22 protein-coding genes are annotated in these 22477 nt (G+C 64.4%); 14 read left to right on the top strand and 8 right to left on the bottom strand.

Translation table 11 applies throughout. The features are described 5' to 3' along the window. The 4 genes from ACPYOD_RS06430 to ACPYOD_RS06415 form a co-directional block, all read left to right on the top strand. Window positions 1-284 (top strand): energy transducer TonB (locus tag ACPYOD_RS06430; RefSeq protein WP_481300902.1); only part of this gene is annotated, 284 nt, incomplete at its 5' end. Between the two features lie 58 nt (window positions 285-342). Further along, the gene (locus tag ACPYOD_RS06425) at window positions 343-1113 is read left to right on the top strand and encodes a MotA/TolQ/ExbB proton channel family protein (RefSeq protein ID WP_481300901.1); all 771 of its coding nucleotides are present in this window, start codon (window positions 343-345) and stop codon (window positions 1111-1113) included. Between the two features lie 13 nt (window positions 1114-1126). Further along, the gene (locus tag ACPYOD_RS06420) at window positions 1127-1546 is read left to right on the top strand and encodes an ExbD/TolR family protein (protein ID WP_167029499.1); all 420 of its coding nucleotides are present in this window, start codon (window positions 1127-1129) and stop codon (window positions 1544-1546) included. A gap of 5 nt (window positions 1547-1551) precedes the next feature. Then, window positions 1552-1959 (top strand): ExbD/TolR family protein, encoded by a 408-nt coding sequence (locus tag ACPYOD_RS06415; RefSeq protein WP_072323403.1) that lies wholly within the window; start codon window positions 1552-1554, stop codon window positions 1957-1959. A 165-nt stretch (window positions 1960-2124) separates the two neighbouring features. On the opposite strand, the gene ACPYOD_RS06410 is transcribed toward ACPYOD_RS06415, so the two are convergent. Continuing rightward, window positions 2125-2868, bottom strand: a complete 744-nt coding sequence (locus tag ACPYOD_RS06410; RefSeq protein ID WP_481300900.1) for a pyridoxine 5'-phosphate synthase — start codon at window positions 2866-2868, stop codon at window positions 2125-2127. Window positions 2869-3010: 142 nt separating this feature from the next. Further along, window positions 3011-3640: a 4'-phosphopantetheinyl transferase family protein gene (locus tag ACPYOD_RS06405; RefSeq protein WP_481300899.1), complete on the bottom strand. Its 630-nt coding sequence runs from the start codon at window positions 3638-3640 to the stop codon at window positions 3011-3013. 105 nt (window positions 3641-3745) lie between these two features. Between ACPYOD_RS06405 and ACPYOD_RS06400 the strand changes: the two genes are divergently transcribed. After that, window positions 3746-7228: a hybrid sensor histidine kinase/response regulator gene (locus ACPYOD_RS06400; protein ID WP_481300898.1), complete on the top strand. Its 3483-nt coding sequence runs from the start codon at window positions 3746-3748 to the stop codon at window positions 7226-7228. A gap of 13 nt (window positions 7229-7241) precedes the next feature. Here the strand turns inward: ACPYOD_RS06400 and ACPYOD_RS06395 are convergent, their stop codons facing one another. Continuing rightward, window positions 7242-7910 (bottom strand): response regulator transcription factor, encoded by a 669-nt coding sequence (locus ACPYOD_RS06395; protein ID WP_481300897.1) that lies wholly within the window; start codon window positions 7908-7910, stop codon window positions 7242-7244. Window positions 7911-7913: 3 nt separating this feature from the next. Then, entirely contained in the window at window positions 7914-9854 is a 1941-nt protein-coding gene (gene acs, locus ACPYOD_RS06390) for an acetate--CoA ligase (protein ID WP_481300896.1), read from the bottom strand. Between the two features lie 158 nt (window positions 9855-10012). Between acs and ACPYOD_RS06385 the strand changes: the two genes are divergently transcribed. Further along, the gene (locus ACPYOD_RS06385; RefSeq protein WP_481300895.1) at window positions 10013-11482 is read left to right on the top strand and encodes a porin; all 1470 of its coding nucleotides are present in this window, start codon (window positions 10013-10015) and stop codon (window positions 11480-11482) included. Window positions 11483-11494: 12 nt separating this feature from the next. After that, window positions 11495-13159, top strand: a complete 1665-nt coding sequence (locus ACPYOD_RS06380) for an MFS transporter (protein WP_481300894.1) — start codon at window positions 11495-11497, stop codon at window positions 13157-13159. 118 nt (window positions 13160-13277) lie between these two features. Here ACPYOD_RS06380 and ACPYOD_RS06375 read toward each other — a convergent pair whose 3' ends face one another. Continuing rightward, the gene (locus tag ACPYOD_RS06375) at window positions 13278-14051 is read right to left on the bottom strand and encodes an alpha/beta fold hydrolase (protein WP_481300893.1); all 774 of its coding nucleotides are present in this window, start codon (window positions 14049-14051) and stop codon (window positions 13278-13280) included. Window positions 14052-14298: 247 nt separating this feature from the next. On the opposite strand from ACPYOD_RS06375, the gene ACPYOD_RS06370 reads away from it, so the two are divergent. From ACPYOD_RS06370 to ACPYOD_RS06340, 7 genes are all read left to right on the top strand, one after another. Then, entirely contained in the window at window positions 14299-15192 is an 894-nt protein-coding gene (locus tag ACPYOD_RS06370) for a LysR family transcriptional regulator (RefSeq protein WP_481300892.1), read from the top strand. A gap of 107 nt (window positions 15193-15299) precedes the next feature. Continuing rightward, a complete protein-coding gene (locus tag ACPYOD_RS06365; RefSeq protein ID WP_481300891.1) occupies window positions 15300-15572 on the top strand; it encodes a XapX domain-containing protein in 273 nt (90 codons plus the stop codon). Beyond that, on the top strand, window positions 15569-16417 hold the full coding sequence (locus ACPYOD_RS06360; protein ID WP_481300890.1) for an alpha/beta fold hydrolase: 849 nt from the start codon (window positions 15569-15571) through the stop codon (window positions 16415-16417). Before ACPYOD_RS06365 ends, ACPYOD_RS06360 begins: the two co-directional genes overlap by 4 nt. Further along, on the top strand, window positions 16414-16872 hold the full coding sequence (locus tag ACPYOD_RS06355; RefSeq protein WP_481300889.1) for a VOC family protein: 459 nt from the start codon (window positions 16414-16416) through the stop codon (window positions 16870-16872). The genes ACPYOD_RS06360 and ACPYOD_RS06355 overlap by 4 nt, the downstream gene beginning before the upstream one ends. 11 nt (window positions 16873-16883) lie before the next feature. Continuing rightward, window positions 16884-17378: a cupin domain-containing protein gene (locus tag ACPYOD_RS06350; RefSeq protein WP_481300888.1), complete on the top strand. Its 495-nt coding sequence runs from the start codon at window positions 16884-16886 to the stop codon at window positions 17376-17378. Then, window positions 17375-18328 (top strand): alpha/beta fold hydrolase, encoded by a 954-nt coding sequence (locus ACPYOD_RS06345; RefSeq protein WP_481300887.1) that lies wholly within the window; start codon window positions 17375-17377, stop codon window positions 18326-18328. Before ACPYOD_RS06350 ends, ACPYOD_RS06345 begins: the two co-directional genes overlap by 4 nt. 71 nt (window positions 18329-18399) lie before the next feature. Further along, on the top strand, window positions 18400-19464 hold the full coding sequence (locus ACPYOD_RS06340; RefSeq protein ID WP_481300886.1) for a PA0069 family radical SAM protein: 1065 nt from the start codon (window positions 18400-18402) through the stop codon (window positions 19462-19464). A gap of 40 nt (window positions 19465-19504) precedes the next feature. On the opposite strand, the gene ACPYOD_RS06335 is transcribed toward ACPYOD_RS06340, so the two are convergent. The 3 genes from ACPYOD_RS06335 to ACPYOD_RS06325 are packed head-to-tail and all read right to left on the bottom strand — an operon-like array spanning window position 19505 to window position 22396. Next, window positions 19505-20293, bottom strand: a complete 789-nt coding sequence (locus ACPYOD_RS06335; RefSeq protein WP_481300885.1) for a c-type cytochrome — start codon at window positions 20291-20293, stop codon at window positions 19505-19507. Further along, window positions 20290-21915 carry a b(o/a)3-type cytochrome-c oxidase subunit 1 gene (locus tag ACPYOD_RS06330; RefSeq protein ID WP_481300884.1) on the bottom strand — a complete coding sequence of 542 codons (1626 nt, stop codon included), beginning with the start codon at window positions 21913-21915 and terminating at the stop codon, window positions 20290-20292. The genes ACPYOD_RS06335 and ACPYOD_RS06330 overlap by 4 nt, the downstream gene beginning before the upstream one ends. Beyond that, window positions 21905-22396 (bottom strand): cupredoxin domain-containing protein, encoded by a 492-nt coding sequence (locus ACPYOD_RS06325; protein WP_481300883.1) that lies wholly within the window; start codon window positions 22394-22396, stop codon window positions 21905-21907. Before ACPYOD_RS06325 ends, ACPYOD_RS06330 begins: the two co-directional genes overlap by 11 nt. Window positions 22397-22477 lie beyond the last annotated feature (81 nt).

Here is a 22477-nt window from a genome sequence, read left to right as displayed (position 1 = left end):
AGATGTGTATAAGAGACAGGTCGTACCGTCAGCGCAACCCGCCAAGGTATCCGCCGCAGGCGATCCGTCAGCGGCACGAAGGTACGGTGGTACTTCTGGTCCTCGTAGGTGTCGACGGTTCGCCGAAGGACATCAAGGTCGACCAGTCGAGCGGTTTCCGCGAATTGGACAAAGCTGCGGAGGATGCCGCAAGGAACTGGCGATTCAACCCGGGCAAGCGAGGCGGTCAGGCCGTCGAAGGCTATGCACGTGTCCCCGTTACGTTCAACCTAAACCAGCTGTAAGTTAGTCCTCACACTTACTTACATCTCTGTTCACGCTTGACTTCCCAAGGGTAGCGTTATGTTGCAAGACACCTCCGCTCAGCCTGCTAATCCAGGTCAAAACTCCAATGCCGACGCCCTCAAGCAGATGGGCTTCGACCACCTGATCCACAACTTCGACTTCCTCGGTTGGATTGTGTTCGTGGTGCTGGTCGCGATGTCCGTACTCTCGTGGTACTTCATCGTCGCCAACTTCATCCGTAACAGCATGGTGCGTGCTCGCGCCGACAAGGTCATCCAGGGCTTCTGGAACACCTCGTCGACGCAGGAAGCCATTCGTATGCTCGAAGAGCAGCCGAAGGGCGAACCGTTCTCGAAGATCGCTCTCGACGCCGCTTCGGCCGTCGCGCATCACCAGGCTGCTGCCGGTGGTCGCCTCGCCGAGACGCTGTCGCGTTCGGAATTCATCGATCGCGCCCTGCGCCAGGCCGTCGCTCGCGAGAGCCTGCGTCTGGAAGGCGGCCTGACCCTGCTCGCCACGGTCGGTTCGTCGGCTCCGTTCATCGGTCTTCTCGGTACGGTGTGGGGTATCTACCACGCGCTGATCGGTATCGCCGCTTCGGGTTCCGCGTCGATGGACAAGGTGGCCGGCCCCGTCGGTGAGGCGCTGATCATGACCGCGTTCGGTCTGTTCACCGCTATCCCGGCCGTGCTCGCGTACAACTTCTTCATGCGCTCGAACCGCCTGACCTATGCCCAGTTCGACGAATTCGCGCACGACCTGCACGACTTCTTCGCCACGGGCGCCCGCGTCGAAGGCACCGGTCCGGCTGCCGTCGCCAAGAAGTAAGAGGAACTGACCCATGGCTATGAGCAGCGGGGGCAACTCCGGTGGTCCGATGTCGGAAATCAACGTCACGCCGCTGGTCGACGTGATGCTGGTTCTGCTGATCATCTTCATGATCACGGCGCCGCTGATGTCCCATAAGGTCCAGATCGATCTGCCGAAGGCTAATCCGAACGTTAAGGATGACACCCCGGTCGAACCGATGGATCTCGCGGTCAAGCCGGACGGTACGTACTTCCTCAATGACGGCGAAGTCACTGAGGCTGAACTGAAGGCCCAGTTCGCGGTTGCGGCGGCGAAGTCGCCGCAGCCGGAACTCCAGATCCGTGCCGACCGCACCACCGAATATCGCGTGGTGAAAAAGATCCTTGGCGATGCCAAGGAAGCCGGTATGGTCCACGTCGGCTTCATGTCGACTGGCAAGGCGGGGGAGTAACGAACATGGCATTCAGCTCAGGCAACTCCGGTGGCCCGATGTCGGACATCAACGTCACGCCGCTCGTCGACGTGATGCTGGTGCTCCTGATCATCTTCATGATCACGGCTCCGATGCTGTCGCATAAGATCAAGATCGATCTTCCGCAGCCGAACCCGAACATCGTCAACCCAGAGAATCCGCCGGATCCCGTCCGGCTGCAGATCCGCCAGGATGGCTCGCTGTACTGGAACGACACACCGGTCGACGAACTGGGCCTTCGCGCCCAGATCGCGGTGATCGCCCAGCAGTCGAACCAGCCGGAACTGCAGATCGACGCGGATGACGCGGTTCAGTACGAGGTCGTGGCACGCGTGCTTTCCGACGCTAAGGGCCAGGGCCTGACCAAGATCGGTTTCGTCAACGCGCAATAACCGATCGGTTTGTCCGGTAAGACAAAAAACCCCGCCTCGCGGCGGGGTTTTTTTGTGCTTGCGATCTGTGTGGGAGCCGCTTCAGCGGCGATGGGTGCTCGCGGCAAGCTTGCCCGCTGCCGCTGGATCGCCGCTGAAGCGGCTCCCACAGAGTGCTTTTCGCTCCTACTTCAGGATGTCGAGGTAGGCACGCACCGTGTTGCCGAGCCCCTGGTATAGCGCCTCACCGATCAACGCATGCCCGATCGATACCTCGGCCAGCCCGGGAATGGCGGCTTTGAACGTACCGAGGTTCGCCTGGCTCAGGTCGTGCCCGGCGTTCACCGCCAGGCCGGCCTGTTGTGCGCGGCGGGCAGTGTCGGCGAAGGCGGCCAGTTCCGCGCGCGCGTCGCCATCGTGGAACGCCTTTGCATAAGGGCCGGTATAGAGTTCGATGCGTTGGATGCCGATGGCTTTTGCCGCCTCGAATCCTTCGCCACCGGCGTCGACGAACACGCTGACGCGGCAGCCGAGCTCGCGGAACGCCGCCACCACCGGTTTCAGGAGTTCGATGTCCGTCGTGAGGTCGAAGCCATGATCGGAGGTGATCTGCCCGTCGCCGTCCGGCACCAGGGTGACCTGTGTCGGCCGTACTTCCTTCGCCAGCTCGAGCAGGCCCGGGTACGCACCGCGCGCACCCGCGAATGGATTGCCCTCGATGTTGTATTCCACCCGCCCGCGCAGCAGGCCCGCCAGCGTGCGCACGTCGCCGGGCGTCACGTGGCGCATGTCGGGACGGGGGTGCACCGTGAGGCCGCCGCATCCGGCATCGATGCAGCAATTGGCGGCGGTGGCGATATCGGGTTCGCCGCCACCCCGGGAATTGCGCAGGACGGCGATCTTGTTGAGGTTGACGCTGAGGAGGGTCATCGACGGTCCATAAAAAATCGCACGCCGCCAAGCGCAGCGTGCGTAATGACTGTCATCCCAGCATAACTCGCCACGTCCCTGTGGCGCACTCCACGGTCACACTCACACACAAGGAATAAGACACATCTCGGCGCAAAAAGGTTCAAAGCGGAAATGTGAAGACGCAGACCGTGCGCTTCTCACCGCGCCACGCGACGGCTGCCACAAGACCTTCGTTCAGCGAGAGCCGCCGCACCTGCCATTCGCCTGCGTGTCCGACGTCGCCGTCGAACGTGTCCGGCTCCGCTCCCTCGACTCCCAGCCTGAACGACACGCGATGCAGCCCATACGACAGGCCACCGCCGTGCGCCTTGAGCACCGCTTCCTTCGCCGTCCACAGGGTGAGGAACCCTTGCAGGCGCGCCGCCTCCGGAAGTCCGCGCAGGCACGACGTCTCATCGGCTGCGAAGAATCGCTGAGACAACTCCAACGCCCGCGCCCGTGGACGCATGGTTTCCACGTCCACCCCCACTTCGAAGCCTGAAGGACCGCGGCCCAAGGCCAGTAAGGCGACATCGCCGCTATGCGACCAGTTGAAGCCAAGCGTGTCGTGCGGCGGGGGAAAATGCGGCTTGCCGTGTTCGCCGCGCGCGATCGTCGCCTCGTCGTCGCCGGCATACCGCCGGAGGAGGCCGGCAAACGCGCGTTCCCCTGCGCCCCCGGCCCAGCGGCAGCGCCAGATGTGGATCTCGTCGGGTGCCAGCGGCGGTAAGTCGAGCTGCTCGTCGTTCATTCCCGTCATCGTAACGCCAGCCCCGTGGGAGCGCTCGGAGATTCCTCGGCAAACACCGGAAGCCTTCCCTACAATGGGGCCGTACCGCCCAGGGGGAGGCCATTCGTGATCGCAGGCTGGCTGTTGCTGCTGGTGTCGCTGTTGTATGTGGGCTTGCTGTTCGGCATTGCCTACCTGGGCGACCGTCGGCCGCTCTACCCTCGCCAGCCTAAACTCAGGCCGTTGATCTACAGCCTGGCGCTCGCGGTCTACTGCTCGTCGTGGACTTTCTACGGCGCCGTGGGCACCGCCGCCGTTTCCGGCCTCTCCTACCTGCCGATCTACCTCGGACCGCTGCTGCTGTTCGTGCTCGGCTTCGGGTTGTTCGAACGGCTGGTGCTGGTGGCGCGCGAGCGGAACATCACGTCCATCGCCGACTTCATCGCGGCGCGCTTCGGCAAGTCGCACGGACTGGCCGCACTCGTCGCCGTGATTGCGGTGGTCGCGATCATTCCGTACATCGCGTTGCAGTTCAAGGCGGTGGCCATGTCGTTCACGGTGCTGGGCGCGGGCAATTCCGCCTGGTGGTTCGGCGACACCGCGCTGTGGTGTGCCGGACTGCTCGCGGTGTTCGCCATCCTCTTCGGCACGCGCAACATCGACGCCACCGAACACCATCACGGCATGATGCTCGCGGTCGCCGCGGAGTCGCTGGTGAAGCTCCTGGCTTTCGTCGCCATCGGCGTGTACGCCTACCTGCACGGACCTGGCATCGTCGAAACCCTGCGCGCGCCCATGCTTCAGCTGGACAAGGGCAATATGCCGCCCGGCTTCGTCGCGCAGACCCTGCTCGCCTTCTGTGCGATGTTCTGCCTGCCGCGGCAATTCCAGATCGGTGTGGTGGAATGCGAAGACCCGCGCGACCTGCACCGCGCACGCTGGTTCTTTCCCATCTACATGGTGCTGATCTCGGTGGCGGTGCTGCCCATCGTGAGCGCGGGATTGAATCTTCCGCAGGTGACGCACGGCCACGTGGATGCGTGGGTGCTCAACCTGCCGATCGCGCTGGGCGACAGCGGCATGGCGCTGCTCGCCTTCGTCGGCGGATTCTCCGCCGCCACCGGCATGGTGATCGTGGCGGCCGTTGCGCTCGCCACGATGATCAGCAATGACCTCGTCATGCCTGCGCTGCTTCGCGTGAAGTGGCTCGACCTCGAACGGCGTGGCGATCTCTCCAACATCGTGCTGCTGGTGCGCCGCATCGCCATCGTTGTGCTTGCCGCGCTCGCGTACGCGTATTACCGCATCATCGCCGACGCGGAAAACCTCGCCGCGACGGGATTGCTCTCATTCGCCGCAGTGGCCCAGTTCGCGCCGGCCATCGTCTCGGCGTTGTACTGGCGTGGCGCGAGCCGCGTCGGCGTATACGTGGGCCTGTTGGCAGGATTCACTGTTTGGAGCTATACGCTGCTGCTGCCGGCCATGACCCGCGCAGGTTGGTTGCACCCCTCCTGGATGGACGAAGGCCCGTTCGGGCTCGGCTGGCTCAAGCCGACGGAGCTGTTCCACCTCACAGGCTGGGAGTCCGTCACGCACGGCACGTTCTGGTCGCTGCTGTTCAACGTGGCGTTCCTCGTGTTCATTTCGTTGCGTTTCCGTCCGAGCGTGGCAGAGCGCTTGCACGCCGCCCTCTTCGTCGATCCTTTCGTGCGCAGCGCCACCGGTGCCGGCGACTGGCGCGGGCGGGTGACGGTGCGCGACCTCGGTACCATCGCCGGCCGCATCGTGGGCGATCGCGTGACGGTGCGTGCCTTCAACGAATACGGCCAGCGCCACGGTGTGACGCTCTCCCCCACCGATTCCGCCGACCGTCCGCTCATTCAATTCACCGAACGCCTTCTCGCCAGCGCCGTGGGCGCCGCGAGTGCGCGCCGTATCCTCATGGGTGCCCTCTCCGGCACGGGCCTCGACATCGCCGAAGCCATGGCGTTGATGGACGAAGCCTCCCAGGAACTGCGCTTCAATCGCGAACTTCTTTCCACCACGTTGGAGAACGTGTCGCAAGGCATCAGCGTGGTCGACGGCGAAATGCGCCTTGTCGCGTGGAACAGGCGTTACCTGGAACTGTTCGGGTACCCCGACGGCATGGTGTACGTGGGCCTGCCCGTTGCCGACCTCATCCGCTGGAACGCGGAGCACGGCGAATGCGGTCCCGGCGAAGTGGACGAACACGTAGCCAAACGCATCCGCTACATGCGCGCCGGATCGCCGCACGTGTTCCAGCGCGTGCGTCCGGATGGCACCGTGATCGAAATGCGCGGCCGTGCGCTTCCCGGCGGTGGCTTCGTCACGACCTTCACCGATGTCACGGCGTACAAGAGCGTGGAGCAGGCGCTCATCGATGCGAACGAGACCCTGGAGCAACGCGTCGAAGATCGCACGGCCGAGTTGTCGGAAGCGTTGAATGCCACGGCCATCGCGCGTCGCGAAGCGGAAGCCGCGAATGCGTCGAAGACGCGTTTCCTCGCCGCCGCAAGCCACGACCTGCTCCAGCCACTCAACGCGGCGCGGCTGTTCACGTCGGCGTTGCGTCAGCACCCTGGTCTCGATGGTGAAGTTGCGCAACTGGCGGAGCGTATCGACGCGTCGTTCCGCGCAGCGGAAGACTTGCTGGACGCATTGCTCGACGTTTCACGACTCGACGCCGGCAGCTACCGGCCCGAGGTGGCGCCCTTCGCACTGGCAGATCTGTTCGATTCGCTGCGACAACAGTTTGCGGTAGTGGCCGAGCAGCGAGGCCTCACCCTGCGCGTCGCACCGTGCTCGCTTGCCGTGTGCTCGGACGCGCAGCTGTTGCGCCGGATCGTCGCGAATTTCCTCTCGAACGCATTGCGCTATACCCGCTCGGGCGGCGTGCTGCTCGGCGTGCGCCGCATGGGGAGCAATGTTCGCATCGAAGTCTGGGACAGCGGCCCCGGCATCGCCCACGAACAGCAGGCACGAATCTTCGGCGAGTTCCAGCGCCTGGAACGGCCCTCGCCGTGGGGCGAGAAAGGACTTGGCCTTGGCCTGTCCATCTGCGACCGCCTCGCCGGCATCCTGGAACATCCGCTCGGCCTGCGGTCGCGCGTGGGCGAAGGAAGCTGCTTCAGCATCACCGTTCCCCGCGCGGAAGCCGTGCCGCGCAAACACGTGCCGGCCGTTGTCCGCCCCGGTGGCGAGCAGTTGCCGCTGACCGTGTTGTGCCTGGACAACGACGAGACGATCCTCGAGGGCATGCGGGCCCTGCTCGGACGCTGGGGCGTGGATTGCCGGGTCGCCCTGGACGTCGACGCCGCGCTGGCCATCCTTTCGTCGACGCACGTCGACCTGATCCTCGCGGACTATCACCTGGGCGATGGGATGGACGGCCTTGAAGCCTTGCAGTTCATCGGCAGCAAGATGGCACGCGTGCCGCCGGCGGCGATGGTCACGGCCGATGGCAGCACGGAACTGAAGCAGCGCGCGCGATCGCTGGGCTATCCGCTACTGCACAAGCCCGTGCGACCGGCGGCGCTCCGGGCGTTGCTGGTGGCGCTGGTGAAACGGACGGGGACGCACGCAGCCTGAGGTTCCCAGGTATTCAACCCTCCTGCGACACTCCGGGGAACGCTTCCTTCTCCACATCCAGGTGGCTAGCCGCCAACGCCACCTGCGTGCGATTCGACACGCCGAGCTTGCGCATGATCGCCGTCATATGCGCCTTCACCGTGGCTTCCGACACGCCCAGGTCGTAGGCGATCTGCTTGTTGAGCAGGCCTTCGGCGATCATGTTCAGCACCCGGAACTGCTGCGGCGTGAGCATTGCCACGCGCGCGGCTACGTCGGCTTCGTCGGCTTTCAATTCCACACTGCCGCCCACCAGCTGGTGCGGCAGCCACACGTCGCCGTCGAGTACCGCGCGCACGGCCTCGACGATCTGTTCGACCGCCGCCGACTTCGGGATATAGGCGGAAGCGCCGTGCGCAAGCGCGCGCCTCGCGATCTGCCCTTCTTCATGGCCCGACACGACGATCGTCGGCAGCCCCGGATACTGCCCGCGGATATGCGCGAGCGCGGAATAACCCCGCGCTCCCGGCATGTGCAGGTCCATCAACAGCAGGTCCGCGTCCGGCAGCGATTCGATCAGCGCGAACAGCGCAGGCACGCTGTCCGCGGTGTGCACCGTGGCGTCCGGCACCGCCGCCAGCACCGCGCGCTGGAGGGCATCGCGGAACAGGGGGTGGTCGTCGGCAATGAGGACGTCGGACATGGGTTACTTGATCAACCGTTCTTCCACGAGGTTCTTCACCACGCCGGGGTCCGCCAGCGTGGACACGTCGCCGAGCTGGTCGGGCTGGTTTTCCGCGATCTTGCGCAGGATGCGGCGCATGATCTTGCCCGAACGCGTCTTCGGCAGGCTGGGCGCCCATTGCAGGTAATCGGGCGCGGCGATCGGGCCGATCTCCTTGCGCACGCCCGCGATCAATTCCTTCGACAGCGCTTCGCTACCGGTCTCCCCGGCCACCAGGGTCACGAAGGCGTAGATGCCCTGTCCCTTGATGTCGTGCGGGCAACCGACCACGGCGGCCTCGGCCACTTTCGGATGCGCCACGAGCGCGCTCTCGACCTCGGCGGTGCCGATGCGATGGCCCGACACGTTGATGACGTCGTCGACGCGGCCCGTGATCCAGTAATAACCGTCGGCGTCACGCCGCGCGCCGTCACCGGTGAAGTAGTTGCCGGGATAGGTCTTGAAGTACGTTTCGACGAAACGCTGGTGGTCGCCGTAAACGGTGCGCATCTGCCCGGGCCAGGAGTCGGTGATGACCAGGTTGCCGCTGCATTCGCCTTCCTGCGGCTTGCCGTCGGTATCCACGATGGCCGGCTTCACGCCGAAGAACGGCAAGGTGGCGGAGCCTGGCTTGAGGTCGGTCGCGCCGGGCAGCGGCGTGATCATGAAGCCGCCGGTTTCCGTCTGCCACCAGGTATCGACGACCGGACAGCGTTCGTCGCCCACCACGCGGTAGTACCAGTTCCAGGCCTCGGGGTTGATCGGCTCGCCCACCGTACCCAGCACGCGCAAGGTCTTGCGCGAGGTTTTCTTCACCGGCTCTTCGCCCTCGCGCATCAAGGCGCGGATGGCCGTGGGCGCCGTGTAGAAGAGCGTGACCTTATGCTTGTCCACCACCTGCCAGAAGCGGCTGTAGTCCGGGTAGTTCGGCACACCGTCGAACATCACCACGGTGGCGCCGTTCGCGAGCGGGCCGTATACCACGTAGCTGTGCCCGGTGACCCAGCCCACATCGGCCGTGCACCAGTAGATGTCGTCCTCGCGCAGGTCGAACGTCAGTTCATGGGTCAGGCTGGTGTAGACGAGGTAACCGCCGCTGGTGTGCAGCACGCCCTTGGGCTGCCCGGTGGAACCCGACGTGTACAGCGTGAACAGCGGATCCTCCGCGTTCATCGACTCCGGTTCGCACGTCGCGGATTGGCCTTCCATAAGCGTGTGGTACCAGCGGTCGCGCGGCGACTGGAACTGCACCGCGCCGCCGGTGCGGCGCACCACCACCACGGTCTCCACGCTGTTGGTGCGGGGGCGGGTAAGCGACTCGTCGACGTTGGCCTTCAGCGGAATCTTCTTGCCGCCGCGGCAACCCTCGTCGGCGGTGACGATGAGCTTCGCGCCGGAATCGGCGATGCGGCTGGCCAGCGAATCCGGCGAGAAACCGCCGAACACCACGGAATGCACGGCACCGATGCGCGCGCAGGCGAGCATGGCCACGGCGGCCTCGGGGATCATCGGCAGGTAGATCACCACGCGGTCGCCCTTGGCGATGCCCAGGTTCTTCAGCGTGTTCGCGAACTTGCATACCTCGGCATGCAGTTCGCGGTAGGTGAGGCTGCGCGTCTCGCCGGGATCGTCGCCCTCGAAAATGATGGCGGTCTTGTCGCCGCGCTTCGCGAGATGGCGGTCGAGGCAGTTGGCCGAGACGTTGAGCTGGCCGTCTTCGAACCAGCGGATGTACAGGTTGGCAGGGTCGAACGAGACGTTCTTGATCTTCGTCGGCGGCACGATCCAGTCCAGCCGCCCGCTCATCTCCTTCCAGAAGCCATCAGGGTCCTGGACGGACCGGGCGTACATGCGTTCGTAGTCGTCCTTGCGGATGCGCGCCTTGGCGGCGAAAGCGGGATCGACCGGGTGGAAATCGGACATGCTGGCTCCAGGGAAGTGCTATGGCATGAAGTTTAGCCTCGCGGCGCAACATTAAGCTGCGAACCCGCTACGACTTTGGTCGAGGTTCGACCTTTGGCGAATGGCAGCCCCAGCGGGCGTGTCACATGCTCGGCCTGCCAATGGTTGGGGAGACCATGATGAACAGCACTCGCAACGGCGGCCGCAAGGCCATCGCCCTCAGCGTTGCCTGCGCCCTGATGCTGCCGATGGCGGCCATTCCGGACCAGGTCCATGCCCAATCGCGGGCAAAGAAATCCACGCGCGAGGCCGAACTCGAATCCCGGGTCAGCCAGCTCGAGCAGCAACTGGCCGAGTTGAAGGCGATGATCCAGGAACAGCGGACGGCCACGAGCCAGGCCACCGCCACGGCCCAGGCCGCGCAAACCCAGGCACAGCAGACCGACGAGAAGGTGGCCAAGGTCGAGAAGACCGTGGCCGCCGTGCCGGCGAAACCGACCTTCACCACCGCGCCGGGCGTATCCGTGGCGCTGCACGGTTTCATCAACGCCAACGCCTTCAGCCAGAGCAAGGCCTTCACCTATGGCAACGGCGCCAACGCGGAGTACCCGATCCCCGGCCAGGGCGGGCGCGTGAACGACTCGCTGAGCGGCGTGGACGTGCGCAACACCCGCTTCTGGCTCGACTTCACCGGCGCGAAGTTCACCGATAACTGGGCCGGTAGCGGCCGCATCGAGATGGACTTCTTCGGCGGTTTCAACGGCACCGGTCCATATAGCCAGCAGCAGCCGACGCCGCGCCTGCGCCAGGCATACATGGACATTACCAATGCCGGCACGGGCACCACGTTCCGCATCGGCCAGATGTGGGACCTGATGTTTCCGCTGGAATACGTGCCGCAATCGCTCTCGCACATCGCCTTCCCGCTGGGCTATGGCACCGGCATGATCGGCTGGCGCTACCCGGGCGTCATGCTGATGCAGGATCTCAACCACGGCTCGGAGGGCGTGAAGTGGCGCTTCGACCTCGGCGTGTTCGAAGGCAGCTGGAATGGCCCGGGCCTCACGACCAACTACCTCACCGCGGGTAACGCCGGCTTCAAGCCGCAGGTGGAGGCGCGCCTCACCGCGAAGGGGAGCAACTGGCAGGTATTCGGCTCGGCGCACTACAGCAAGCTGGACCTCCACGGTGTGGACGGCCTGACCGTCACCCCGATCAAGAGCAACATCAAGAGCACGGCGTACGAAGTGGGCGGCATGTGGATGCCCGGCAACTTCATCGTCAAGGGCGCCGTCTATACCGGCACCGCCATTGCGCAGATCTTCGGCGACCTGTCGCAGTTCGGCGACATCAAGGACAAGGGCGGCTACTTGCAGGCCGGCTACAAGTTCACCCCGAACTGGACGCTGTACGGCACGCTGGCCACAAGCAAGCCGAACGAGAACGACGTACTCCGTTGGCGCGCGGCGAACGCCCCGGGCCTGCTCAAGAACCGCCAGCAGGCGCTCAGCCTGCAATACACCGCCGGCGCGTACGACTTCAGTGTCGAGTGGCTGCATTCCAACCTCAATTCGACGACGGCCAATGGCCTTGGCCGGCAGAAGACGTCGGCCAACGAAATCACCCTCAACGGCAACTACCGGTTCTGATCGGAGACCGACATGGCAACTACGGCAGGCGGCCTTCGCGCCGACGGCACCATTGGCAGCAGCCACAAGCGGGTGATCTTCGCATCCAGCCTGGGCACCGTTTTCGAGTGGTATGACTTCTACCTCTACGGCTCGCTGGCCGCGATCATCGGCAAGCAGTTCTTCACCGGCCTCAATGAAACGAGCCAGTTCATCTTTGCTCTGCTCGCCTTCGCGGCCGGCTTCTTCGTGCGGCCCTTCGGCGCGATCGTGTTCGGCCGCGTGGGCGACTTGATCGGACGCAAGTACACCTTCCTCATCACCATCGTGATCATGGGTACGTCGACCTTCCTGGTCGGTGTGCTTCCGGGTTATTCCACCATCGGCGTGGCGGCACCCGTGCTGCTGATCGTGTTGCGGCTGTTGCAGGGCCTGGCCCTGGGCGGCGAATACGGCGGTGCCGCTACCTATGTCGCGGAACACGCGCCGATGGGCAAGCGTGGCCTGTACACCAGCTTCATCCAGATCACCGCCACCTTCGGTCTGTTCCTGTCGCTGCTGGTGATCCTCGGTACGCGCATGGGCATGGGCACCGAGTCGTTCGAAGCGTGGGGCTGGCGCATTCCGTTCCTGATCTCGTCGGTGCTCGTCGGCATCTCCGTCTACATCCGCATGCAGTTGCAGGAATCGCCGGTGTTCCGGCAGATGAAGGCGGAGGGCAAGCACTCGAAGGCGCCGCTCACCGAAGCCTTCGGTCGCTGGCCGAACCTGAAACTGGTGATCCTCGCCCTGCTAGGCGCCACCGCCGGCCAGGCCGTGGTCTGGTACACGGGGCAGTTCTACGCGCTCTACTTCCTCACCCAGAGCCTGAAGATCGACGGCACCACGGCGAACCTGATGATCGCCGCCGCGCTGCTCATCGCCACGCCGTTCTTCGTGTTCTTCGGCTGGCTGTCGGACAAGATCGGCCGCAAGACGGTGGTGCTCGCCGGCTGCCTGATCGCGGCGCTCACCATGTTCCCGATCTTCAAGGGGCTTACCCACTTCGGCAACCCGGCCGTCGAAGCCGCCGCCGCCTCGGCACCGGTGGTGGTCACCGCCGATCCGAACGCCTGCACCTTCCAGTTCGATCCGGTGGGCAAGAAGACATTCACCAGTTCATGCGACGTGGCAAAGAGCGCGCTGGCGAAGAAGGGCATTCCGTACTCGAACGCCGCGGCACCCGCAGGTACGCTGGCCACGGTGAAGATCGGTGACGAGGTCATCGAATCGTTCGAAGGCACCCAGCTCGACAAGGCCACGTTCGCCGCGCAGAACAAGGAATTCACGGCGAGGATCGGCGCGCAGGTGAAGGCGGCGGGTTATCCCGAGAAGGCCGATCCGGCGGCGATGAACAAGCCGATGCTGGTGGTGCTGCTGTTCCTTCTGGTGCTCTACGTGACGATGGTCTACGGCCCGATCGCGGCGTGGCTGGTGGAGATGTTCCCCACTCGCATCCGCTACACGTCCATGAGCCTTCCGTACCACATCGGCAACGGCTGGTTCGGCGGATTCGTACCGACCATCGGCTTCATGCTGGTGGCCTGGAAGGGCGACATCTACTACGGCCTCTGGTACCCGGTGATCGTCGCGCTCATGACCTTCATCGTCGGCCTGTTCTTCGTACGCGAAACGAAGGACCTTCCGCTGGAGCACTGAACGAGTTTGTAGGAGCCGCTATAGCGGCGAGGAAAATCTAGCGACAACATCGCAGGGTCCCTCGCCGCTATAGCGGCTCCTACAGAAAACGCGCCACCCGCAACGGGTGGCGCCAACCTCAGCCGCCCTTGGCGGCGGCTTCGATCAGGTCCGCTACCTGCTTCGGATGCGAGATCATCACGACGTGGGACGCGCCGTCGACCACCACGGTCTTCTTCGACTTCGCGCGCTCCGCCATGAACTTCATCGACTCCGGCGGAATGTTCTTGTCCTTCGTGCCGTAGATGTGCCACGACGGAATGTGCTTCCACGCCGTGGCCGTTTCCGCTTCGTTGAGGGCGCCCGCGGTGATGGGGCGTTGCTCGGCAGCCATGACCTTGGCCGCCTTCAGCGGAACGTCGCCCGCGAACTGCGCGGGGAACTTGTCTTGCTGGACGTAGAGGTCCTTGTCGCCGCCGGCCAGCGGCACCGGCGGTGCGAGCGCGGGACCGAGCGTGCTGCCCGGGAACTTGCTGCTGAGAGAGGCGGCGGACTCGCCGATGTCCGGCGAGAAGGCCGCCACGTAGACCAGAGACTTCACGTTGTCGTGGCCTTCCGCCGCCTCGGTGATGACCGAGCCGGCATACGAATGGCCAACCAGTACGACGGGCGATGCGATGCCGGCGACGACGTCGCCGATGTAGGCGGCGTCGGTCTTGACGCTGCGCAGCGGGTTGGCCGCCGCGACCACCGTATAGCCGTCCTTCTGCAACTGTTCGACTACCCCGTTCCAGCTCGAGGCATCCGCGAAGGCGCCGTGGACCAGGACGATGGTGGGTTTGTCGGCGGCGAAGGCGGCGGGGCTGAGGGCAACGGCGGCGAGCAGGGCAGTACTTAGCAACGAACGGCGCATCGGGCGGATCTCCTTGGAAGGTGGTTGGCAACTGCATGGTCAAACATGCGGAATTGGACCAGCTTGGCCGGTGGCCGCCTTGGCCGCTTCAGCGGTTCTTGGGACGAAACGAGCGGCAGGCCTCGCAACCCTCAGTGAATGCTGAAAAGGTTGGACTGCGCAAAAGAAAGAGGATCGGCGAAGCGGATCCCACCCCTGGTGTGATACACCCGTCATCCGCGCGCCGATCACATCCCTGGAGCCGTTCTTGGAACTCGAAGACCTGCAGACGTTCGTCCATATCGCCGACGCCGGTGGCGTTTCGGCCGCGGCACGTCGCCTTGGCATCTCGAAATCCATCATCAGCCGGCGCCTTCACCGGTTAGAGGAAGAGGTGGGCGTGCAGCTCATCGCCCGCACGACGCGCGGCGCCTCGCTGACCGAGGCCGGCCTGATCTTCAGGGACCACGCATCCAGGGCCTGCGGCGAAATGGACCGCGCCATGGAGAGCGTGACCGCGGGCGAGGGGCTGAGGGGACGCCTGCGGGTAGCCGCGCCCCTGTCCGTCGGCAAGACCCATCTCGCTTCCGCCTTCGCGGAATTCGCCCGGGCGCATCCACACATCGACCTGCATACGTCTTACTCGGACCAGTTCGTCGACGTGGTGGGCGGCGGGTTCGATTGCGCGGTGCGCGTAGGCCATCTACCCGACTCCAACCTGGTGGCTCGGCGGATCGCTGTCATCACCACCTGCCTGGTCGCCAGCCCGGACTACATTGCGAGGAACGGAGAGCCGGGATCACCCGAGGACCTTCTCAGCCACGAGGCGCTCATCCAAGGCACGGATCCGTGGCGATTCGTCGATGGTGAGAAGATCGTCGTCGTCCATCCAAGGGGCCGCTTCAAGGCGGATAGCGGCGAAGCGCTGGTGGAGGCCGCGATGGCGGGATTGGGCATCGCCAAGCTATGCACGGGATTGTTCCAGCAGGTTCCCCACGGAAGGCTGGTCCAGGTGATGCAACGCTATCCCGTGGCACCGACCGCGGCACATATGGTGCGACCGAAAAGCCCATTCTCCGCGCGCAAGGTGCACAGGCTGACCGACTTCCTCATCGAGTACTTCGCCCGGTCGGCGGAGTCCGAGCACAGGATCGTGGCCTGAACTGACGGCCGTTCCAGTTCGCGGAACACAGATTGCCGCCGCGCGCGGCTAGCGGTGCGTGGGGTCGAGGCGCAGAGTGCATCTCCACCCGGCACGCAGGCCTTTCCATGAAAGCCTATATCGCGTCCCTCGCCGTCGGCATCCTGGTCGGCGTCGTCTATAGCTTGTTGCGGGTCCGCTCGCCGGCACCCCCGGTGATCGCGTTGGTCGGACTGGCGGGCATCCTCATCGGTGAGCAGCTCATTCCCGTCGGCAAGCAGATGCTTTCAGGATCGACCTTCGCCGTGGCATGGCGACAGGCGCACTGTACGTCGCACATCTTCGGGAACCTGCCTAGCGGCGATACCGCGAAAGAAACAGAAAAACGGAGCGAAACATGATCGAGATCACTTCCAAACGTGGCTTCGTCAACGGCATCAACCTGCACTACGTGACCGTGGGCAAGGGCCCCACGGTGATGTGCCTGCACGGCTGGCCGCAGAATTACCGCGAGTTCCTCCTCATCTTCGATGCCTTCGCGGACAGCTACAGCTTCATCGCCCCGGACCTCCCCGGCTTCGCGGACAGCGACAAACCCTACGACGCTTCCGCCTACATGCCGGCGACGATTGCGCAGGACCTGCTGGCACTGGCCGATCTCGAAGGCGTCGACCGCTTCCACATCCTCGCGCATGACCTCGGCGGCCCGCCCGCCGTCGCGCTGGCCTATATGGCGGGCGAGCGCGCGTATTCGCTGGCGACGATCGAAACGCCGTTCTTCGGTCTCGATTACCCGGGCTATGTCGATCCACGCGTGGCGTACTGGCACTTGTCCATGCATTCGAACATGGACATCACCCGATTCCTGATCGAAGGCAAAGAGGAAGGCTACCTCCGGCATTTCTTCCGCGACTTCGCCTACAACCCACACGCGATCGACGAAGAAGAACTGCAGCGCTACGTGACCCAGATGAAGCAACCCGGCAACCTCAGGGCCAGCCTCAACCATTATGGCTACCTGGCGGAAAAGTCGGCACAGCTCGCGGAGATCACGAAGGAGAAGCTTGGCATTCCCGTCATGGGCTGGGGCGGCGTGCGCTCGTTCGGGGCGCATTGCTACGACAGCGCCCGTGCATTGTCCGACAGCGCGGAAGGCGGCGTGATCGAAGAGTGCGGGCACTGGGTCTTCGAGGAGCGCACCGACTTCATCTGCGAGCAGCTGGATCGCTTCTGGGGACGGGCATGACGGGCCCATTCCGCATCAGCCGCGTAGACCACACGGGCATCACGGTGACGTCCCTCGACCAGTCGCTTGCCTTCTGGGTGGAGGCGATGGGGTTCGAGCATCTCTATACCTGGGATTTCCCTAACGACCGCTTCATCGAAGGGCTGGTGGGTGTGAAGGGCGCCGCGCTGCGCCTCGCCATGGTCAAGGGGCCCGAGCACCAGATCGAGCTTCTCGAATACCGCGCGCCGGACGGCCGCCAGCTGATCAGGCCCCGGTCGTGCGACGTGGGTTCCGTGCACGTCGCGTTCTACGTCCAGAACCTGGATGCACTGCTGGCGAGGCTGGCCGACTTCGACTGGCACCCGGTGGACGACGTGCAGACCGTCGCATCGGGCGACCGCAAGGGAATGCGCCTGATCTACGTGCGAGGCCCCGACGGGGTGACCCTCGAATTCATCGAACCATCGGAATGAAGGAGCATGTCATGAACAAGCTACATATCCTCGGCGTACTGGTCTCGGCATCCGTCGCGATGGCGGCGCAAGCGCAGCAAGCCACCTCGCAGCTTCCCGACTACGCGAAGACGCCTACCGAACTCGCCGGCGTCAAGGCCACCGGAGGCGCGGGCGGTTCGGGGAATCCCAAGGTGCAGGTCGTCACCATTCTCGGGAATGCCTCGCAACCGGGCGCGTACGCCCAGCTCCTGAAGGTCGGACCGAATGCCTCCATTCCCGCACACCACCATGCCGGCGATCGCGTCGGCACGGTGCTCTCGGGTACCTGGCACTTCGGTTACGGTTCGACCTTCGACAAGGGAAAGCTGAAGACGCTTCCGGTCGGTTCCGTGTACACCGAACCCGCGAACGGACCGCACTTCGCCATGACGGGTAACGAACCGGTGACCGTGTTGATCACGGGCTTCGGACCGACGGATACGGTGTACGAGAACCCGGCCGACGAACCGAAAGGCACCAAATGAAGATCGATACCTTGAATCGTGTGCTCATCGTCGCGTGCCTGTGGATGGTGCTCGTGCTTCCCGTTGCCGCGGTGGTTTTGCCTTACCCTCCGTCGTTCAAGATCGAGGACATCGAGGCCAACGGCGCGACTATCCATGTTCGCGTCGGTGGAACGGGGCCCGCAGTCGTGCTCCTGCACGGCTTTGGCGATACGGGTGACATGTGGCAACCGCTCGCCGTGAACCTGGCCCGCGACCATACCGTGGTCGTGCCGGACCTTCGCGGACTCGGTTTGTCGTCGCATCCCGAAGGCGGCTACGACAAGAAGAACCAGGCGGCGGACGTCCGCGACGTATTGACCCACCTGCACATCGATCGTGCCGTGATCGTCGGGCATGACATCGGCACCATGGTGGCCTACGTCTATGCTGTGCGGTATCGCGACAAGACCGACAAGCTGGTGGTCATGGACGCGCCCGTTCCAGGTATCCCGCCATGGGACGAACTGGTGCGCTCCCCGCTCTTGTGGCACTTCGACCTTGGTGGGCCGGACATGGAACGTCTGGTTGCCGGGCGCGAGCGGATCTACCTCGACCGGTTCTGGCGTGACTTCGGCGGCGATCCGTCCCGGATCGACGAAGCCACCCGCCAGCACTACGCCGAGTTGTATGCGCGGCCCGACAGCATGCACTCGGCCTTCGCGCAGTTCCAGGCGATACGCGGGGATGCCGAGGACAACAAGAAGACGATCGAGCCCAAGCTCACGATGCCCGTACTGGCGATCGGAGGCGGAAAGTCGTTCGGGGCGAGCGAGGCGATGGTGATGCGGCATGCTGCGACCCAAGTCACCGAACTGGTGATTCCCGGTTCGGGCCACTGGCTGATGGAAGAAGCCCCAGTGGCCACGGTGGCTGCCGTCCGGGCCTTCGTGGATGGGAAGCCCGTGCCGGGCGCCTCGCCGGTGAAGTAAGGGGGCATTGCGGTATCGCGCCATTTGAGACGGCAGGGTCGTACATTTGTACAATGTCCGAACCGATTCCCATGATCCGGCGCCACAAGGGCCGCGGTGCCGCCTCCAACCCGGAGGGCCGCTTCGAATCCACGCGGTACCAGGCCGAAGACGACGGCTGGTACCGCGAGGAAGACGAGCACCGTCCGGCCACCGAGGTGCGGGAGGAACTGGCACGCAGCGTCATCAGCCGGAACGACTCGCCGGACGTCAGCTTCGACCAGGCCACCAACCCCTATCGCGGCTGCGAGCACGGCTGCATCTACTGCTTCGCCCGGCCGTCGCACGCCTACCTCAACCTCTCCCCCGGCCTCGACTTCGAAACCAAACTGTTCGCGAAGGTCAACCTGGAAGAAATCCTGCGAGGCGAATTGTCGAAGCGGAACTACGTGTGCAAGCCGATCAACATCGGCAGCAACACTGATCCGTATCAGCCGATCGAGAAGAAGTGGCGACTGACGCGCGCCGCGCTGGCGCTGCTCAACGAGTGCAACCACCCGTGCACCATCGTCACGAAGAACGCACTGGTGGAGCGCGACATCGACATCCTCGCGCCGATGGCCGAACGGAACCTGGTGCAGGTGTTCGTTTCGATCAACTCGCTGGACAACAAGCTGGCTTCGAAACTGGAACCAAGGGCGTCGGCACCGCATCAGCGGATGAAAGCCGTGGAGACGCTGGCGAAAGCGGGCGTGCCTGTCGGTGTTCTTGTCGCGCCGATCATTCCGGCACTCAACGAACGCGATGTGGAAGCCATCATTGAACAAGCCGGCGCCGCCGGCGCGAACGCCATCGGCTATACCTGCGTGCGGCTACCCTATGAGTTGAAGCAGCTGTTCCGCGAATGGCTCGAGCTGCATTACCCCGACCGCGCGGCGCACATCATCAGCCTCATCCAGCAGATGAATGGCGGCAAGGACTACGACTCGAACTTCGCCACGCGCATGCGCGGGCAAGGAGTGTTTGCCGACATCATCCGGAAGCGGGTGCAGGTGGCGACGCGGAAGGCGGGGTTGGATCGGGCTTGGGATACGGTGTTGGATACGTCGAGGTTTGTGCCGCCGCGGGTGCATTCGCCGCAGGGGGAACTATTCTGAACGCGGACGAGGCGGCATGGGGTCCATCGCTCATCCGGCCTCAGCGCCCAGCCCCGTAATACTCCACCGCCTGCTCGATCTCCCGCTCGGTCATGTTGGCCGCCACGTTGCGCATCTGCGCGCTCGTGTCGTTACGCCGCGTGCCGTGCGCGAAGGCGAGCAGCTGCGTGCGGAGGTAGGTGCGCGGCTGGGCGTCGAGCCATGGTGCGCCGATCTTGCTCGTCATGCCGCCGTGGCACGAACCGCATGCTGCAATGTTGCGCGCGGGTGAGCCGATGGCGACGATGTCGGGAGCATCGCCCAGGTCGCGCGCCGGTTCCCTCGACAGCGAGCCATAGAACGTGGCCAGGTCCTTGAGGTCCTGGTTGGTAAGGTCCCTTACCAGCGGTTCCATCACGGCGCTGGCGCGCGCCCCCGTCTGGTAATCGCGCAGCTGCTTGTAGATCGAGGCCGGCTGCTGTCCCGCCAGGCTTGGCGTTTCCGACGAGCTCACGCCGCGAAGGCCGTGGCACATGGTGCATTTCAACGCGAGGGTGCCGCCGCGCCCGATCGCGCCGGGGGCATTCTGCGCAAGCGTGTCCGGCGTGAGGACAACGGTGGAAACGTGCCGCGGCGTGGGAAGCGGCGGTACCACGTCGGTCAGCCAACCTCTTGGAATACCCGCGGCACCGCAGATGGCGTCGAGGATGCCCTTGAAGCGGGCGTCGTTCTGCGCGGAAGGAAGCCAGACGAAGCCGATGGCACCGGAAAGCAACAGCAGCACGGCGAGTGTGGCCAGGCTTCCCCTGACGATGCGGTCTCGCCACCACGGGGTGTGTTGCTCATTCATCGATCGCCCCCTACGTAGACCGCCGGAACCTGCGCCTCGTGAAGCTTGAGGAGTTGCCAGATGGGGAAGGCATAGTTGGTCACGGTCAGGGCGATCATCAGGCCGACCCACAAGCCGAGCCCGTTGAGCGCCCACGGCACGGACTTAGGCTCGTGTATCGCACGACTGAACGTATAAGGCGCGACCTCGACCGCGCGGCCGCGATGGTTACGCAGCAGCACCGCGATGAACAGCCCCGCCGATACCACCAGGATCGCGCCGCCCACCACGGACATGATGACGGTGAATGCCTCGGTCTGGCCGTTCGGCCCCGAGTAGTCGTAGTACGCCATGCGCCGCGGCGCGCCCAGCAATCCCGCGTAGTGCCAGGGGAAGGTCAGCACGATCATGCCGATGAACCAGAGCCACAGCTGCGTGCGGATCAGGCGGAGGTCCGTCATGGCACGGCCCGTCAACTGTGGCCACAGGTCGTACGCGATGGCGAAGTACATGATCACGATCGCGCCGGCGAAGATGAGGTGGAAGTGCGCGGTGATCCATTGCGTGTTGTGGATGGTGGAGTTGAGCTGGTAGCTCATGTTGATGAGCCCGCCGGCGCCGCCGAAGCCGAGCATCACGAACGACAACGCCAGGGCCAGCATCTGCGGGTTGTCCCACGGCAGCGCCTTCACCCAGCCGAAGGCACCTTTACCACCGCGCAACCGCGAGGCGATTTCTACCGACGCGCAGATGGTGAACACGGTCAACAACGTGGGCACCGAGACCATCGCCGTGAAGACGGAATGGAGGAACTTGAAGCCCGATCCGACTTGGGGATCGGCGAACAGGTGGTGGATGCCGATGGGCATCGAGAAGACCAGGAAGAGGACGAAAGCGACCCGGCCCATCGTGTCGCTGTACAGACGCCCGCCGATCGCGCGTGGAACGATCGTGTAGAAGGCGATGTAAGCCGGCATGAGCCAGAAATAGACGATGGCGTGCAGCGTCCATGAGAACAGCACGCGTGCCAGTCCCGCATTGATCGTGCTGCTGAGTCCGAAGGCCACCGGAAGGATCTGGAACAGCAGTTCGGACGCGGCGCCTACCGCGGTCCATCCCCAAAGGAACGCACCGGCTACCGTTGCAAACATGGGCAGCGGTACCGGCACGCCTGGATTGGCTTTCTTCCACGAGTACATGTTCACGCCCATGAGCGCGACCCATATCCACGATCCGACCACCACGAGCACCACGCCCAGGTAATACGACACGTGGCCGATCATGGGCGGGTAGAAGGTGTAGAGCACCGAATCCAGGCCCATCGCGATAGGCACCGATGCAGTGACCGAGCCGATGACGATGAGGATGAATCCGGCCCATGCCCAGCGCGGGCCGATCAATGGGCGGCCGAGGGAGAGTTCGCTCACCGCGTATCCGAACCCCATGGCTACCAGCGTGGGGAATACATACCCCATGACCGTGCCGTGCGCAGTCACCGAGCGGTAGTAAAGGTCCGCATTGCGCAGCCAGCCATGCAGTGGGCTGCGGATGAACATCTGCCACTCGCCGAGCAGGATGGCGACGCCGAAGACGATGAAGGCCAGCCAGAAATGGGCGAGCACGAGGCGCTTGTTAGAGATCACAGGTGAGCCTCCGCGCATGTTCGGCGAGTTGCGTGAATGCCGAAGGCTCCACGACCTTCACGTTGGCCCACATCGCCTGGTGACCGGTGCCGCAGAATTCGTGACAGGGCATCTGGTGGTCGCCGGGCTTGTCGAAGGTGGTCTTGAAGGTGGAAATGAATCCCGGCTCGATCATCGAATTGATGTTCGTGCCCACGATCATCATGCCGTGGATCACGTCCGCGCTCGTGACCCGGAAGGTAATGGGCTTGCCGGCGGGAACAACGATGCATTGCGGTGTGAACGAGTACTGTTGGCCCACGACGCGTACCGTCACCGAACCGTCCGGTTCGACGGCGCTGCCGAGGTTGCCCTCGATGAATTCGCCCGACAGCTGCAAGGTCGTCGGGTCGACCGTCTCCACGCGGGAGGGCGGCATCATGGCCCAGTGCAGGCCGGTGAAGACGACCATTGCGACCAGCAGCGCGATGATGCCGAGCATGATGACCGCCCAACGGCGCTCCGCTCGCGCGGCGACGTCGCTATGAGGCGGGTTTTCGGAAGCCGACGGGACCATGGCGAG

Source organism: Luteibacter sp. HAY1-4A (genome assembly GCF_056755355.1).
The sequence above is the reverse complement of the archived record's forward strand: the minus strand, read 5'-3'. Positions and strand labels throughout refer to the sequence as shown.